Source organism: Aeromonas sp. 25-AL00135, from assembly GCF_054052385.1.
In genome coordinates this window covers 15,194-29,409 of sequence record NZ_JBSTYQ010000012.1, presented here as the reverse complement: position 1 = coordinate 29,409, position 14,216 = coordinate 15,194, and the positions used below count along the sequence as shown (strand labels likewise).

At 54.6% G+C, this 14,216-nt stretch carries 16 protein-coding genes and 1 pseudogene; 3 read left to right on the top strand and 14 right to left on the bottom strand.

Annotation, left to right across the window (positions count from 1 at the left end):
* Nucleotides 1-132: 132 nt before the first annotated feature.
* The 3 genes and pseudogenes from ydfZ (ACW5XC_RS12515) to ydfZ (ACW5XC_RS12505) all read right to left on the bottom strand — a co-directional run.
* A pseudogene (gene ydfZ / locus ACW5XC_RS12515) lies at nucleotides 133-249 on the bottom strand (putative selenium delivery protein YdfZ); the annotation flags it as partial.
* A gap of 96 nt (nucleotides 250-345) precedes the next feature.
* Nucleotides 346-876 (bottom strand): REP-associated tyrosine transposase, encoded by a 531-nt coding sequence (locus tag ACW5XC_RS12510; protein ID WP_042054308.1) that lies wholly within the window; start codon nucleotides 874-876, stop codon nucleotides 346-348.
* A 277-nt stretch (nucleotides 877-1,153) separates the two neighbouring features.
* On the bottom strand, nucleotides 1,154-1,351 hold the full coding sequence (ydfZ, locus tag ACW5XC_RS12505; RefSeq protein WP_005357022.1) for a putative selenium delivery protein YdfZ: 198 nt from the start codon (nucleotides 1,349-1,351) through the stop codon (nucleotides 1,154-1,156).
* A 311-nt stretch (nucleotides 1,352-1,662) separates the two neighbouring features.
* Here ydfZ (ACW5XC_RS12505) and ACW5XC_RS12500 point away from each other — a divergent pair, with 311 nt between their 5' ends.
* Nucleotides 1,663-2,163 (top strand): DUF1993 domain-containing protein, encoded by a 501-nt coding sequence (locus tag ACW5XC_RS12500; protein ID WP_042054282.1) that lies wholly within the window; start codon nucleotides 1,663-1,665, stop codon nucleotides 2,161-2,163.
* Between the two features lie 101 nt (nucleotides 2,164-2,264).
* Here ACW5XC_RS12500 and ACW5XC_RS12495 read toward each other — a convergent pair whose 3' ends face one another.
* The 7 genes from ACW5XC_RS12495 to ACW5XC_RS12465 form a co-directional block, all read right to left on the bottom strand.
* The gene (locus tag ACW5XC_RS12495) at nucleotides 2,265-2,777 is read right to left on the bottom strand and encodes a cupin domain-containing protein (protein WP_040095029.1); all 513 of its coding nucleotides are present in this window, start codon (nucleotides 2,775-2,777) and stop codon (nucleotides 2,265-2,267) included.
* Between the two features lie 125 nt (nucleotides 2,778-2,902).
* Complete coding sequence (locus ACW5XC_RS12490; RefSeq protein WP_042054283.1) at nucleotides 2,903-3,265, bottom strand: cystatin domain-containing protein; 363 nt, start codon at nucleotides 3,263-3,265, stop codon at nucleotides 2,903-2,905.
* 100 nt (nucleotides 3,266-3,365) lie between these two features.
* On the bottom strand, nucleotides 3,366-4,022 hold the full coding sequence (locus tag ACW5XC_RS12485) for a DUF3313 domain-containing protein (RefSeq protein WP_040069930.1): 657 nt from the start codon (nucleotides 4,020-4,022) through the stop codon (nucleotides 3,366-3,368).
* Nucleotides 4,023-4,412: 390 nt separating this feature from the next.
* Nucleotides 4,413-5,543 carry an ABC transporter substrate-binding protein gene (locus ACW5XC_RS12480; RefSeq protein ID WP_042054284.1) on the bottom strand — a complete coding sequence of 377 codons (1,131 nt, stop codon included), beginning with the start codon at nucleotides 5,541-5,543 and terminating at the stop codon, nucleotides 4,413-4,415.
* A 57-nt stretch (nucleotides 5,544-5,600) separates the two neighbouring features.
* Nucleotides 5,601-6,236 carry a LysE family translocator gene (locus ACW5XC_RS12475; RefSeq protein ID WP_042054285.1) on the bottom strand — a complete coding sequence of 212 codons (636 nt, stop codon included), beginning with the start codon at nucleotides 6,234-6,236 and terminating at the stop codon, nucleotides 5,601-5,603.
* Nucleotides 6,237-6,276: 40 nt separating this feature from the next.
* Complete coding sequence (locus ACW5XC_RS12470) at nucleotides 6,277-7,098, bottom strand: helix-turn-helix transcriptional regulator (protein WP_005357044.1); 822 nt, start codon at nucleotides 7,096-7,098, stop codon at nucleotides 6,277-6,279.
* A 60-nt stretch (nucleotides 7,099-7,158) separates the two neighbouring features.
* Entirely contained in the window at nucleotides 7,159-7,857 is a 699-nt protein-coding gene (locus tag ACW5XC_RS12465; RefSeq protein WP_236727577.1) for a substrate-binding periplasmic protein, read from the bottom strand.
* Nucleotides 7,858-8,175: 318 nt separating this feature from the next.
* Here ACW5XC_RS12465 and ACW5XC_RS12460 point away from each other — a divergent pair, with 318 nt between their 5' ends.
* The gene (locus ACW5XC_RS12460; RefSeq protein WP_042054287.1) at nucleotides 8,176-8,715 is read left to right on the top strand and encodes a hypothetical protein; all 540 of its coding nucleotides are present in this window, start codon (nucleotides 8,176-8,178) and stop codon (nucleotides 8,713-8,715) included.
* A gap of 43 nt (nucleotides 8,716-8,758) precedes the next feature.
* On the opposite strand, the gene ACW5XC_RS12455 is transcribed toward ACW5XC_RS12460, so the two are convergent.
* A complete protein-coding gene (locus ACW5XC_RS12455) occupies nucleotides 8,759-9,958 on the bottom strand; it encodes a 3-deoxy-D-manno-octulosonic acid transferase (protein ID WP_080771397.1) in 1,200 nt (399 codons plus the stop codon).
* Nucleotides 9,959-10,194: 236 nt separating this feature from the next.
* Between ACW5XC_RS12455 and ACW5XC_RS12450 the strand changes: the two genes are divergently transcribed.
* On the top strand, nucleotides 10,195-11,256 hold the full coding sequence (locus ACW5XC_RS12450) for a glycosyltransferase (RefSeq protein ID WP_019444994.1): 1,062 nt from the start codon (nucleotides 10,195-10,197) through the stop codon (nucleotides 11,254-11,256).
* Between the two features lie 27 nt (nucleotides 11,257-11,283).
* On the opposite strand, the gene ACW5XC_RS12445 is transcribed toward ACW5XC_RS12450, so the two are convergent.
* The 3 genes from ACW5XC_RS12445 to ACW5XC_RS12435 are packed head-to-tail and all read right to left on the bottom strand — an operon-like array spanning nucleotide 11,284 to nucleotide 14,212.
* Nucleotides 11,284-12,351, bottom strand: coding sequence for a glycosyltransferase family 9 protein (locus ACW5XC_RS12445; RefSeq protein WP_236727578.1), 1,068 nt, complete (start codon nucleotides 12,349-12,351; stop codon nucleotides 11,284-11,286).
* A 14-nt stretch (nucleotides 12,352-12,365) separates the two neighbouring features.
* The gene (locus ACW5XC_RS12440) at nucleotides 12,366-13,031 is read right to left on the bottom strand and encodes a glycosyltransferase family 25 protein (protein WP_042054290.1); all 666 of its coding nucleotides are present in this window, start codon (nucleotides 13,029-13,031) and stop codon (nucleotides 12,366-12,368) included.
* Between the two features lie 2 nt (nucleotides 13,032-13,033).
* Nucleotides 13,034-14,212: an O-antigen ligase family protein gene (locus tag ACW5XC_RS12435; RefSeq protein WP_042054311.1), complete on the bottom strand. Its 1,179-nt coding sequence runs from the start codon at nucleotides 14,210-14,212 to the stop codon at nucleotides 13,034-13,036.
* Between the last annotated feature and the right edge of the window lie 4 nt (nucleotides 14,213-14,216).

Below are 14,216 nucleotides of genomic sequence, written 5' to 3'. Positions count from 1 at the left end.
AAATCGAGCGGGGTGTGACCCGGTTCAATTTTCCAGCATTTGGTGGGATGAAGGGGGGAACTCAGAAACCCGGCCGCCAGATGGTCTCGGCGGTCGGGTGAATTGTAAAGAGTAGGGTGACAGGGAAAGGGATCAGCCTAGTCTAATCAACTCGATGGGGGCGTAGCGCTCCCCGGAGTTTGCCAGCAGCACGCACTTCTCGTGCTCCGCCTGATAGGGAGTCATGTTGTCGGTATGAGCCTCTTTCAGGAAGGGCCGTAGGTTCGATTAGCGAAGCGTAATCGGACAATCGCGTGAGACGTTCGCGTTATCGGACGCTTTCAACGGAACAACCCTTTTAGGGGTTTACTCCAATCCCCCCAACACCCCATCCACCGACCCGCACCAATCCGGCGGATAGACGCCGCTCGCCACATAACGATGGAAGGTGGAATACGGCCAATCGGCCACCCGCGTGACATGACCATGCTTGCGCGGGTTGATATGGACGTAATCCATATGGCGGCGGTAATCCTGCTCATCCCGGATCAGATGTTCCCAATAATGGCGCTGCCAGATGCCCCGCTCCCCGTGGCGTAACCGGGTCTGGCTGCGCCGCTCGTTCAGCGGCAAGGCACGGGAAAAGTGGCTTTTGATCAGCCGCCACCGCAGGGGGAAATCGGTGTCCCCTTCCGGCAAAGAGAGAATGCAGTGGAGATGGTCTGGCAACACCACCCATGCGTGAATGGCAAAGGGATGAGCCTGTTGCACCTTGGTAACGCTTTGACGCAGCAGGTCAATCTGCTCCACCAGCAGCCGGTTGTTGCGCCGCTCCAGCAGGTTGACAGTAAAGAACCAGGTTCCGCCGGGCCACCATGCCCGCCGCCAGTTGGCCATCCCTTTCCCCTCATCGAGACCGAAAAGCCAAGCATAGCCTTGCCTCACTTCGATCTGCTTGCAGGCGTGATGGTGCGGATGTTCCATTACGCGGATGTTCGCTTACGCGATCGTCCGATTACGCTTCGCTAATCGAACCTACATGATGACTCAAAGCGGCTTGCAGCGATGCGTTAGAAGAGTAGGCAAAACAGGTAGGGGGAACTCAGAAACCCGGCCGCCAGATGGGGCGCGGCGGCCGGGTGAATTGTAAAGAGTAGGGTGACAGGGAAAGGGATCAGCCTAGTCTAATCAACTCGATGGGGGCGTAGCGCTCACCGGAGTTTGCCAGCAGCACGCACTTCTCATGCTCCGCCTGATAGGGGGTCATATTATCGGTGTGGGCCTCTTTCAGAAAATCGACTGCGCCGGTGGCGGCAATCATGACGCGCTGACCCTGGTTCAGCACATTGCGGTTACGGTCATAGATCTTCATCTCATTCTCCTTTTCTTGTGTCCTGGCGAATGCGCAGGCGCGTGTCCAGGACAACCGCATTCAGCCTACGCCCCTGAAAAAAGGTGATTTATGTCACAGATCAAAAAAGGGGCGATAAGGGACTCACAGGTTCAGAAAGCGAGCATGGCCCCTTGGCCAGCGGTTGTCGCGCGAAGTAGCGCTGCCCTGCCCTTTTCATCGTAGCGGGCTCGAACCCGGCAGCGGTTGGGGTATATTGGTGGCCGATTAGCCAGTCTCATTCACCGTGGCCGCGCAAGCGGGCCGCTGTTTCAACAAGATGGAGAGTGCTCATGAATCGCGACATTACCGCCCAGTTCATCAAGATGCTGACCAATCTGGATCACTGTCTGGCCAAGGCCGAGGCCCACGCCGCGGCGAAGCAGTTCAACGTGGAGAACTTCTTCGGCGATCGGCTGATCGTCGATATGCTGCCGCTGTCCAAGCAGGTGCTGATCTGCTGCGATTCGGCCCGCGCCGTGGTGGCCACCGCCAGCCACAGCGAGCTGCCGGCCATGGGCGATGACCCCAAGACCATCGCCGATCTGCGCGCCCATATCGGCAAGACCATCAGCTATCTGCAAGGCAAGCTGGACGCGGACTACAGCCAGTATGCCAGCGGCCGTTACCTGCCCCACTGGGCGGGCGGCAAGGGGATGGATGGCCATACCTGCGTCCATGAGTACGGCATTCCCAACTTCTACTTCCACCTCACCATGGCCTACGCCCTGCTGCGCCGCGCCGGGGTCGATCTCGGCAAGCGCGACTATCTGGGCGGGCTCAACCTGCAATAAGCGCCGCTCGCTACAGGCGGCAAACAGATAGCAAAAGCCTGCCACGCGGCAGGCTTTTTTATATCGGGTGGTGCAGATCTGGTGCGCAGAAGGGCTGCGCTCTAGAAGGGGCCGTTGCTCTCGCGCAGCTTGTCGGGCAGGCCGTCGTGATCCCCCAGCTCACGCTCAGGCACGTCATCCCAGTGCAGCTTGCCGAGGGTGATATTGCGCTCGGGGTGCACGGCGTAGTGGATGCGGTTGTCCTCCCGATCGGTATCGCCGATGCAGAGCAGCCGGACAGTCTCTTCGGTGTTGTTGATAAAGGCGTGGGACAGCCCGTCACCGGCCTTGAAACCGACCGAGTCACCCGGTTGCAGCCGATAGAGCACGCCGTCGAGCCAGACATCCGGAGTCCCTTCCAGCACGTGGACAAACTCGTCTTCGGTCTTCTCGGCATGGGGCCAGCTGGTGCGATGGCCGGGTTCGACAATCTCGTGGTGAATGCCGATGCGGCTAAAGCCGAAGTGCTTGCCGAGGGCGCAGCCGCGAGAAAGGGGCTCCTGACTGCCGGAGTAGTAGCGCGGCGTCTGCTCTTGCAGCTCGCTCCAGTGTTTGATGCAGGGGTGGCGATTCATAGCGGTTCCTTTTCTATGAGGATGCAGTCACGGGAGGGGTCATCCTGACTGTCAGAATGCGGGGAGAAAAGCAGAAATTTTCTGGTCAGATGAGCCCCTCTGATGAGGGGCTCAACAAGCAGGAATTACTTGGCCTTGACGCAAGGCAAGGGAGGAAGCTCGCCCTGTGCAGCCGGGCGGGTCATCTGGTAGTTGCCGGCAAGATCCCGATAGACACGGGTGTTCCACACCTCTCCGTTGTCGAGCTGGAACTCGATGTCGTAGTTGACCCCGGAGACCACCTGGCTGCGCACCTCGCGGATGCTCTGCAGTTTGGCGGCCGTGTTCATGCGAGCCAGCACGCTGGCCAGCGCAGCCTCCCCTTCCGCATTGGGCAACGGCTGACTCTGCCAGCCACCCGCCATCGGTGCACACTCCGGCGTGGGTGACGAGGTGCTGCAGGCACTCAACAGGCCAGCAACAAGGATGGGTAACAACACGCGTTTCATATCATTTTCTCCTGCCTGCAAAATGACCACCTTATCAACATCTTGCCATTATTGCAGCCCAAAAGGCTCCCGCTGCGCCCCGCTTGGACGCACCAATCGATCAGCGCCCCAGATTGTCCGCCAGCTGTTTGGCACGGCTGGCCGCCCACTGGTCGATCATCTTCTCCATCTCCTCGGCGGTGATGGGCTCATCCTTGTGGGTGGTATCCGTGCTCTCACGGGCATCCATCACCCGTACCAGCAGCTTGCCACTCTGGGAGTCGAGCAGCTGGGCCATGCTGCCCACCTTGAGCAGATAAGGCTCCTTGCCGATCACTTCGCGGGTGACGTTGATGGCGATCTTGGCCGGCAGCAGGTCACGCAGCTTGGGGTCGGGGCGGGTCAGGTCGAAGTTGGTGACAGCGGCCTGGATCCGCATGACCTTCGGGCCGGGGGCGGTGGCGATCTTGACGCCCTGCTTGATCAGCTCGCTTTGGAACTTGTCGTGGTAGTAGCGGCCAATCTGGTTCTGTTCGTTGGCGGTCAGCAGATACCACTGGCCGTTCTCCTGCCGGATAAACTGCAGCGGATCGAGCAGCACCTCATTGTATTGGCGCAGGTCAACGCCCGGCTCCTTGTAGACGCGCTGATTGGGGTTGCTCTCGCTCTGCTGGAAGGCAGTCAGCGGGATCGCCTGCAAGCTGTGGGATACCTGATTCTTGACGGCGCAGCCACCCAGCAGGGCCGCAGCCACGGCAACCATCACGACCTTTTTCATATTTGCTCCTGCATTTTACTGTTTGTTTTTGCTGTGGATTTCGCACCACATGGCTGGAGAACCCGTACCGGATGCCACCAATGTCACAGAGAAATAACCTATTCATCACCTTCCCACAAGCAACAGATCAGGATTGTTCAGCTCACATCCAAGTTGTCACAATTGCGGTGCTTTTATACAGGGTCAGCCAGGGTACGAACGGCGATCTGGCGAGGGTTCGGTTGTTTAATCCGGCTAAATGGGGCTGCGGAAAGCGCTCAGTTTTTTCAAACGATGGGGGCCCGCGGGCGGCATGAGTTGAAGGGGGAAATGCCCTGGAACGGGCGATGACCGATCATCAGCCATCTTGCGCAAACTTGCCTGCCGCCGGAGAAGCGGCAGGCTCATTCATCAGTTATCGAGATCCCAGGGGCACTGCTTGACCAGCCCCTCTTTGCCGCTGGCGACAATCGCCTGCTGCACCATCCGTTTGTAGCGATTCTTGATATGGGCGGGCAACGCGGGCACCAACAGCCGCTCGTCAAACTCCGGCAGCGGGCGATCCGGCAGCACCGCCTGCTCCTGCGGGCTGAGGGGCGGCCGGGAGGCAATATTGCTGGCCGAGATGGTGGGCGTGCCCACCAGCATCTGGCGTTGCAGCGGCGCACTCAGCAGAAAATCCACCAGCAGGTAGGCGGCCTTGAGCCGCGCAGGATCATCGCCGACATGGCGGGCGATGGAGATCGCATCGAGGGCATAGATGGCCCCCTCCTGCACCATGGCGATCCGCCACTGCTGCTCGTTCTGCTTGTTGCACTCCACCAGTTCCAGCCCCCAGGTGGTGGCAAAGGTCTGCTGGCGCAGATCCTCGCAGCGGTTGGCCTGATTGAACCAGAAGCCGCGACTGGCTCGCAGCCGCTGCGAGAGCTGCTGCTCCACCTCTTGCTGCAAGGTCTTGTCGGCCAGCATCTCGCCACTGGCAAACAGGGCGGGCGACTTGCCCAGCGAGAGCAGCACCGAAAAGAGCAGCGGCTCGAACTGGTCGCAGAACTCGGCAAACTGGCCCGACGGCGAGCTGTTGGCGAGCACCTGCCAACTGGTGGGCGCTTGCGGCACCTGCTTGCTGTCATAGGCGAGGCTGAACATGGCGTAGGAGAAGGGTACCGAGTAATTGCGCTCCCCCTGCTTGTCATACTCGGTGTTCTTGAGGGCGGGCTTCACCTCGGCGTAGTGCTGCAGGCGACTGAAATCGATGGGGAGCAGCAGTTTGAACAGCGGCTGGTGATGGGCCTTGTAGAAGTAGCTGGTCGGCAGCACCACATCGGCGCTGCGGGTGCGCAGGGCGCGGTAGACGCTGTCGAAATCGGTCAGCAGCGGCTCGATCCGGCTGACCGTCGCCTCCACCCCATGGGCTTTGGCGTAGTCGGCAAACTGTTGTTCATAACCCGCAGGCAGATAGCCCCACTCCAGCAATTTGAGCTGAACCGGGGCCGCCAGCGCCGGGGTCATCCCCAACAACCAGCAAAGAGGCAGTAGACGCATGGCCGGGTACTCCTGACAGGTAAACCTTGTTGGAGTATAGGCCCATGCGCCGACTCGTCAGGCCACCAGCTCGGCCCCCATGCTCACCAGAATGGAGAGGCTGACCACCGCAAACAGCACGCCTGTCACCAGATTGAGTGGCCGCTGCACCCGCAGCAGCAGGCGCTGGGCACGCTCGGTGGAGAGGCTCCACGCCAGCAGCCCGAACCAGCAGAGGGAAATGATGAAGAGCTCGCCCACCAGCAGGCTGCGGGTCATTCCATCCACCTCTGGCGTCACCATGGCGGCCAGCAGACCGATAAAGAACACCAGCGCCTTGGGGTTAAGCAGATTGGTCGCAAGGCCAGTGCGCACGCCCCTGCCCCAGCCGCGCAGCTCGTTGGCGGCGCTGGCCATCAGGGTGCTGCTCTGCTGGCGAGCCGCCATCAGGGCGCCCCACCCCAACCAGCCCAGATAGAGGGCGCCGCAGCACTTGATCACCATAAACAGCAGCGGGTGACTGGCGATCAGCATGCTGATCCCGGTCAGGCTCAGGGTGGCGTGCACCATGATCGCCAGCGAGATGCCCAGCGCCGCGCCAAGGGCGGTCGGCCGGTGCAGGCTGGTGCGCAGGATCAGGGCGAAATCGGGGCCGGGGCTGGCCAGTGCAATCAGGTGCATCAGGCCGAGGGTAACGAACAAACTGGTCAGCATAACAACTCTCGCTTTAACGACGGAGAGCCAGCATGGCGGATCAGCGGGGGGCGCGGCTTGTAAAAGATTGCATCTGGGCACGAAATTCGGCGGGTGTCAGACCGAATGCCTGGCGAAAGCCGTGATGGAAGTGACTCTGATCGAAGAAACCGACCGCCAGCGCCACCTCGCTCACCGCCATGCCGCTCGCCAGCAGCCGCTTGCCCTGCTCCAGCCGCAGCCGTTTCAGCCAGGCATAAGGGGTCATGCCGCTGCGCTTCTTGAACTGGCGTAGGAAGGCGAAACGGTCAAGCCCGAGCAGCCCCGCCAGCTCTTCCAGCGAGTGGGGCTCGTCGAGGGCCGCCATCAGGTAGTCGCGCAGAAATCGCAACTGGGGATCCGCCAGCTGGTGTACCTCGGGGGCCAGATGCAGCAGCTCCCCCAGCAGGGCGAGCAGCTGGCTCTCGATCAGCAGGCCATCGGCCTTGGGGTTGTCGAGATAGCCGTGCAGTTGGGCAAAGCCCTGATAGAGGTCGGGGCGGCTCTGCAATCCCTTGTCGAAAAAGGGTTCCGGCTGCTCCGGCAGCCAGAGCGCCAGCTGCTGCGGATCGATGGCGAAGACCCGTACCTCATACCCTTCCGGCAGCAGGCTGAGGCCGTCGTGCACCTCGTCCGGGTTGACGGTAGAGAGCACCCCGCGCACCAGATGGTGGCTATTTCCCTTATGGATAAACTTCTGGCCACCCCGCTGCACCAGCCCGATATGGTAGTCGAGATGGACATGGCGGCCGTAGCTGAACGCCCTGTGGTGAGAGTGCGACAGCTCGACCCCCGGCAGGTGCGGGGATTGCCAGTAGCGGATAAGGGAATCGGTGGTATTCATGGGTTATAGATACACCAGAAGCGGGCCTTGGACTTGTAGATTATTGCACGCAACCCCCTCTCAACGCCCCCACAGCCGCGGGGTTGACTCCACCAGCGAGGCGAGCGGCACCCGCTCCACCATCTGACGCATACGCTGCACCAGTTCGGGATTGCCATCCCCCAACGACTTGTTCAGCACGATATGCACCTGCAGCGGGGTGACCGGCAGGTAGATGAGGCGGGTCGCCGCAGGAAGCTTGGCACGAAAATGGTTGGCAGAAATATCGTTGGAGAAGAGCGCGGCATCAATCCGCCCGCGCAGCAACTTCTGCATGTTGCCATGCTCCCAGCTGAGCTGGGAGAGGGTGTCGATGTGGATCTGCGGATGCTGCAACAGCGGCGGCACGATCGCCTGGCTCGACCAGCCGATGGTGGTGCCGTAGAGATCCTCCTGCCGCTCAACCGCATGAAGTCGCGATGGTACCAGTACCACCAGCACCGGCCGCAGCAGCAACAGGTGGGGGTCGATATAGCGGAAATGACGAGCACGCTCGGGACTGTAACTCAGCAACGGGGTCAGATCGCACTCGCCGCTCTCGAGGTTGCTGAGCAGCCGCGCTACATTGAGCCCCTGCCACTCGATGGTGCGTCCGATTACGGGTTCGATATGACGGCGAAAGTAGTCGATCACCGGCCCGGAGACCTTGCCCTGCTGATCAATGGTGACCAGCGGCGCCAACTGGAAGACACATCCCCGCAGTGGCGCGTTGATCGCCACGGCTTGGCTGATGGGTATAAGAGGGAGAAGAAGTGTCGATAGCAGTAATACCAAACGCGTGCCCGAACGAGAGATGCCCATAAGTGCCGACCCGATGCCCTGATAGCCATCAGCATGGCACAAGGCAGTAGGGCGGGCTATCCGCTCCCGCCGCGCTTCGGCCTCTTGCCCCCCCTACTCCCATGACCAATGGGCCCCCGTTTTATTGAAGTGAAAATCAATAATTCCGCGGCTTTGATGGATTTTGGTCTCTTTGAGATATAGTGCGGCCCCATTCATCAAACCGGCGGGTGAGCGCCAAGCCGGACAGGTAAAATCATGAGACTGTTTTTGCTGTTGTTGTCGTTGTTTGCCACGACCGTAAATTCTGATGAAAAGCCGCGCCTGCCCTATTACGACTGGGGTCGCTGCCCGTTTGAGGGTTGTACCTATCAGTCGTGGACCACCAAGCAAGAGGTGATCGTCAGAGCCGAACCATCCCTGACGGCCAAAGCGCTGTTCCGGCTACCTCGCGGCCAGCAGGTGGAAGGGCTGACCGGGGTCGTCATTACCGAACAACCAGGGATCGTCGAGATACTCAGGTCGGTCAAGCTGGGCTATAGCAAGGAGGGAAAAGGGCCGCTGCTGAATATGAAGGCAGGGGAAACGCTTTATATCCTCGGCGGACTGGGCGAAGGCAATAGCCTGTTCTGGTACAAGGGCAAAACCTACATTCTCGATTATGACTATGCGCGCAAAGAGATCAGATACGGCCGGTCACCGCAGAACCAGTGGTGGGTAAAAATTCGGGACAAGCAGGGGCGTGAGGGTTGGGTTGCCGAAGCCAAAAACTTCGCCCATATGGACCGTTTCGAATAGTGACAGCCAGCCCACCGAGATCGGGGAGCTGGCCGTGGATGACTCACTGCTTGGGTTGCAGCTTCATCTCTTGCAGATACTCCAGCACCTGGGTTTTGTAGTCCGCCTGATAGGAGAACTTGGTGCTGTCGCACGCCGCGATCAGGTTCACAGCGGTGCAGAACAGGGTGGCTGCCAGCAGCCCCTTGCCAACCCACTGAGGATGGTTGCGGCTCCAGCTAACCAGCAACAGCAGGATCGGGAACAGGGCATAGGGGAATATCAGCATCAGGTGCCAATAGTTGAAGATGATGGGCGAGAGCGCCGCACTCACCAGCACAGCCAATACGGCCGCCAGCGCATAGAGGCCGAGCCAGCTTTCACCATCCACTGGAGCACGGTCGCTGCGCAGCAGACGCGGCTTGAGTTCACGCCACAGCTGCCAGTTGGCCTTGGCCGCCAGCAATACGGTCGCCGAGCCTACCCCGTAAATCACCACCCGCCACAGCCAGACTGCCGCCATCTGCAGGTATTCGTGCCCAGCCAGCCAGATGAACTGGGTGTCGTTGACCAGCTTGCTGGCAAACAGCCAGGAGCCGTAACGCAGCCAGTAGAGCACTGATTTCAGCACCGGATAGACATGCACCAGCCCCCAGCCGATATAGCGCTGGCGCGCCTCGGGATCGACGTTCTGGGTAATATGGCTGTTGCTCATCACTTCCATGGCGTAAGGGATCAGGGAGGCACCGATCAGCAGGGTAGCCACCACCACCCCGCTCCAGCTCACCTTGAGAATGCGGCGCCAAAACAGATAGGTGGACATCACCGCCAGCAGCGGCCAGGAGTAGTGCAGTTGCATCGCCATACCGATGGCCAGCAGGTGAACGATCATGTGCCAAAAGGAGGCCCGCTCGCGCATATGCCAGGCAGACCAGCAGTGCATGGCCGAGAAGAGGAACAGATAGGAGGGGTTGTAGAGCAGACTCTCGTACTGGAACCAGGGGTTGAGCCAGCAGAGCACCAGAAACAGCAGACGCACCCTGTCATCAAACACCTGACGGATCACCGCATCAAACAGCAGGAATCCGACCAACCGCATCGCCAGCAGCAACACCATGGGAGCATAGGGAGAATCCCACAGCAGCAGCGGCCCGCCAATCAGCCAGGCCGACAAGCTCCCCGGCACATTGCCCACCGCACTCGCCGCATTGCCATAGCTGAGCCAGACCCCCTCATAAGCCCCAAGGTAACCCTTGTAGAGCATTTGGGTCTGGTCGCCGGTGAGGAGTTGGTGATCGGAAAACAACCAGGAAAGCAGCAGCCCGGCAAATATACAGGCCGCGAATAATGCGTTATGGTAGCGCCCACTAAGACCAATCATTGATCCACACCTATTGAAAAAATTGCTAACGACTTTAACAGTTGCCACCTGATTTTGCTCGTTTACGATTCACATTTTTAGTAGATTTACCAGTCAGTTATGAGACCCGCGGAGCAGTTATGACCCCACCAGTTAAAAAGTTTTTATTCATTGTTGAAGACTTGTATGGTGGTGGTGCGGAAAAGGTTCTGCTCAATACCGCATCCTTGCTAAAAGATGCCGGTGCAGATGTAACTTTGTTTACCTTGCGGGAAAAAATAGACCATACGCTACCTGACAACATTCACCCGATTAATCTTGGCATTGTCACAAAGCTGACTAAAGCCATATCCAATGTTGCGGTTGAAAAAATACAAGCATCTCTGATCTTTAAAAAAGTCAAAGAGATCTCGCCTGACGTAATTATCTCATGCTCATGTGACAAAATTACCAGACACCTGCCTGATACACTGAATATTTATTACTGGATCCACGGGAATGTCACCGGCTTTGCCAAAGACAATGCCAAAGGATATGAAAAATTCAAGCGCTTCTATAATGGCAAGAAACTGATCTGCGTATCTCGTGGCATCGCGGACGACATTTTGCAAAATGTAAAAGCTACACCCAAATCGTGTCAGGTTATCTATAATCCGTTTGATATCGAGAAAATTCAGGCGTTGGCCAATGAGCCTTTCAGCAAGCCATTCGACAAGTATTTTATCCATGTTGGCACCTTCGAAGAACGAAAACGCCACGATCGTCTCTTGCAGGCATATCAGCTAAGTGGCGTTGATACGCCACTCGTCCTGATGGGCAAAGGGGATCGACGCCCTCACATTGAGGCCATGATCGCGGAGATGAATCTTGCCAACCAGGTGAAGATAATCGACTTTCAGAAGAATCCATATCCCTTTATCAAAGCTGCGCAGGCACTTATCCTGACATCCGATGCTGAAGGACTGCCAACAGTGCTTATTGAAGCACTTATCTGCCACACCCCGGTTATCAGTGTGGATTGTCCGTCTGGGCCGGCAGAGATATTGACGAAACCACTCGATAAATTTCTAATCCCGATGGAAGATATCAGTGAACTTGCCATGGCAATTACAAGTGTTGATCAAATAAGAATTTCCATTAATTCGAACTGTTATCAACCATTTTCTAGTGAAAGTGTGACAGAACAGTTTATATCTTTATGAGAAAGAGTTGGGGAAAACCCCAACTCTCTATAGATAATCAGCCACCCATTTGTTGAATACTGTTTTAAATTCAGCAACGTTTATAAAATTTACGTCTTGTTGTGCAGACCTGGTTTCTGCGTAGATAACACTTGAGCGAGGATTATTTGGATGCCACTCCACATTTTCTGGCATCCCGAAATTATCATTGTAAATACCAAGAACAGGTTTATTCAAACCTGTTGCAATATGCACTGTTGCAGTATCCACCGATACCATACCGGCACAATGCCTTATCTGTGCAAAGAGCGCAGCCAAAGATGGTTTCTCATGATCACTAACAACCCTGGTTGGGTCACAAACATGAGATAAAATTCGTTCAACGTCCCTCTCACGCCCAGGTGGATACAAGAGACAAATGTTGTAATTTGATGAATCAAGCATCGTGTTAATTAACGCTATGGTTTTCTCAACACTGAAACAACGGGATGTCCCACTGCCATATGGATTGAAGCACAACGTTTTATTACTTGGCCACCAAGAGCCAACCCTGTCCTCGGCCCCCTGACACGAAGGTACTATATAACTGGTATCAGGGTTAGCAATCCCCATATGCTCCAGCAGCACCTTAAATTTCTTAGCGAAGTGCATCTCTGCTGTTTTTTGGCCCAACTTGATATTAATACAGTCAAGCTCATCATCGAGTCCTGCTACATTTTTGCTCCCAACTTTGGAGATGAAATAAAGGTCTTTCATCTTCATCTTTTGGCTAAAATGCACAAGATAATCTACATTCCCAATTTCATTGGCTAATTTTTTGAGCTCCATATAGCCAGCCCTCTTGGGTATTTCAAAGACGCAATCAAAGTTAAAAAAATCTCTAAACAATGGCGCCATTTCAGAGCTGGTAATGACATAGACTTTCCGCTCCGGAAATTTATTTTTAATCTCCCTTGCCACCCAGGAAGAGACGATTGCATCACCAAGCTTAGCATCCCACCTAACAAAAACAGTGGCACCATGTGATGACGATCTCACTGATGAATGACGATCAAAAAGTAAAATACCCAGCTTGCGGCGAAGGACGTCCCTCCATAATTGAAAGGTTTTAATCATAGCAATCACCTCCATCACTCTATATGCTGACCATAATTTCTGTCATCAATCGTCGATTGGAATAGTCCAACATCCAGACAGCACGGCTCCACACCAGCGGCACTCAATTTATTCCACTGCAGCCGTCCAGTGAGGTAATCAGCAGGCATTCTGATTGGATAAGCTATTTTCAGCAGCTTGTGAGCGCCAGCCAATGTAAGAATATATCCACCTGTAGATATAATTCCTCTTGGTGAGTTTCTACTAGGTGTTAAATATTTTGCTAAACGATACCCCTCTGGCAAAGATGAGTATATTGGGAAGTGTTTCGCCTTGCCATGATGCAAGAATACAATGTCAGAGCTATTTTTATTAATAACCTCGTTAACGATAGCTTTGAAATGCATGTGGACGTATATATCATCTTCTAAAATTACACAGCGTGGGATATTTCTCTCCACCATCACTTCATATATATTGATATGACTCATGGCACAACCGACCTCACCCAAGCTAAGATCATGACCGCAAGTCTCTCTTGCCAGATTGAAATCCACTTTCGCCAAGCGATCTGATGGTAATGATTTACCATCTACAGCATCGAAAAACTCAAAGTCAATCCCCAAATGAGACATCTGGCGCTCTACCATGGCCCGTCTGTCAGCACTACGGGTCAAACTAATAATAAATACGGGTATCATAGCTATGATAAATCCTGCTTGAGTTCATGACAAAATAAAATAAAAATCAGACTTAATGAGTATAAATACATCATACTTTGGTGTTCAAAAGGCACATCAAACACTGCTCCGACAGCGAATGATATAGGGATAAAGACGCCTGCAGACACAAACCCCATTTCTTTCGCAAAAAATATTGCCGGCAATATAAGTATACCCAGTAAGAAAATGAATCCTATACCACCCCGAACAACTAAAGTCTGTAAATACTGATTGTGTGCATGCGCAAGTTCGGGGTTTAGCAACGCTTGTGGCACAAGACCCTGCTTCACTTGCTCTTGCTTTAACGCATCAAAACCTTCAGTGCCCACACCTATTAATGGCGAGTCGATAAAACCCAACCAAGCGCTTTCCCATGCTACCGCTCTTAGCCCAAGAGATGTGCTGTAATTTCCATTCTCCATGTTTACAACATCAGAAAGTCCAGCATCTATTCTATTTTTCACGATACTGCTGTTTAAACATAGCATTCCGAATGCCAAGAACAGCCCTAGCGTGATTGAAGTATATTTCAAGGGTTTTCTTTTCATTTTGAATAATAACACACATGTAATCACAACTATGAATGCTAGCCAAACACCGCGACTTTGTGAAAGATATAGTGCACACAGCGAAAATAGTGCCGAAATGATATAAAGTCCTTTTTCAAGGCGATTTTCTGAGAAATAAGTTGAAAACCAAAAATTGAGAATTGCCAATGTCATAGCTGCTTGAGAAAAAATTATCGCGTTTGTGAAACCCTCTACTCTAGCTACTCCATGACTATACTGCCATATACTAATGGCCCCCAAGCCAAACCCACCAAAAATAACACCATAACAACCAGACTTTAATAAAAAGACATGTCGTGGTATCAAAAATGTAAAAAATATGACATAAATTATGGCACGCATAATGCCATATTGATCACCATGAACTTGTCTATTTATCAATAGATAAATGGCATAGGATAATAAAATCCATATTATATAACGATTTTTAAACCCCACCGGATAACGATGTATGTAAAAAGAAATCATGCCAATTATGGATGCCACGACAATGAGGTTAGATAGATATGTTTTTCCATCAGTAAAGAAAAACATTCCGCTGAATGCAAAAATCAGGGTAAATGAAAAGATCAGAAGAGCAAATCGCTCCATGCTT

Bases quoted from the DNA above. Each gene is read 5' to 3' on its own strand.
- ACW5XC_RS12510 (WP_042054308.1), bottom strand. From the start codon at position 876: ATGGCCAACTGGCGGCGGGCATGGTGGCCCGGCGGAACCTGGTTCTTT.
- ydfZ (WP_005357022.1), bottom strand. From the start codon at position 1,351: ATGAAGATCTATGACCGTAACCGCAATGTGCTGAACCAGGGTCAGCGC.
- ACW5XC_RS12500 (WP_042054282.1), top strand. From the start codon at position 1,663: ATGAATCGCGACATTACCGCCCAGTTCATCAAGATGCTGACCAATCTG.
- ACW5XC_RS12495 (WP_040095029.1), bottom strand. From the start codon at position 2,777: ATGAATCGCCACCCCTGCATCAAACACTGGAGCGAGCTGCAAGAGCAG.
- ACW5XC_RS12490 (WP_042054283.1), bottom strand. From the start codon at position 3,265: ATGAAACGCGTGTTGTTACCCATCCTTGTTGCTGGCCTGTTGAGTGCC.
- ACW5XC_RS12485 (WP_040069930.1), bottom strand. From the start codon at position 4,022: ATGAAAAAGGTCGTGATGGTTGCCGTGGCTGCGGCCCTGCTGGGTGGC.
- ACW5XC_RS12480 (WP_042054284.1), bottom strand. From the start codon at position 5,543: ATGCGTCTACTGCCTCTTTGCTGGTTGTTGGGGATGACCCCGGCGCTG.
- ACW5XC_RS12475 (WP_042054285.1), bottom strand. From the start codon at position 6,236: ATGCTGACCAGTTTGTTCGTTACCCTCGGCCTGATGCACCTGATTGCA.
- ACW5XC_RS12470 (WP_005357044.1), bottom strand. From the start codon at position 7,098: ATGAATACCACCGATTCCCTTATCCGCTACTGGCAATCCCCGCACCTG.
- ACW5XC_RS12460 (WP_042054287.1), top strand. From the start codon at position 8,176: ATGAGACTGTTTTTGCTGTTGTTGTCGTTGTTTGCCACGACCGTAAAT.
- ACW5XC_RS12455 (WP_080771397.1), bottom strand. From the start codon at position 9,958: ATGCTCTACAAGGGTTACCTTGGGGCTTATGAGGGGGTCTGGCTCAGC.
- ACW5XC_RS12450 (WP_019444994.1), top strand. From the start codon at position 10,195: ATGACCCCACCAGTTAAAAAGTTTTTATTCATTGTTGAAGACTTGTAT.
- ACW5XC_RS12445 (WP_236727578.1), bottom strand. From the start codon at position 12,351: ATGATTAAAACCTTTCAATTATGGAGGGACGTCCTTCGCCGCAAGCTG.
- ACW5XC_RS12440 (WP_042054290.1), bottom strand. From the start codon at position 13,031: ATGATACCCGTATTTATTATTAGTTTGACCCGTAGTGCTGACAGACGG.
- ACW5XC_RS12435 (WP_042054311.1), bottom strand. From the start codon at position 14,212: ATGGAGCGATTTGCTCTTCTGATCTTTTCATTTACCCTGATTTTTGCA.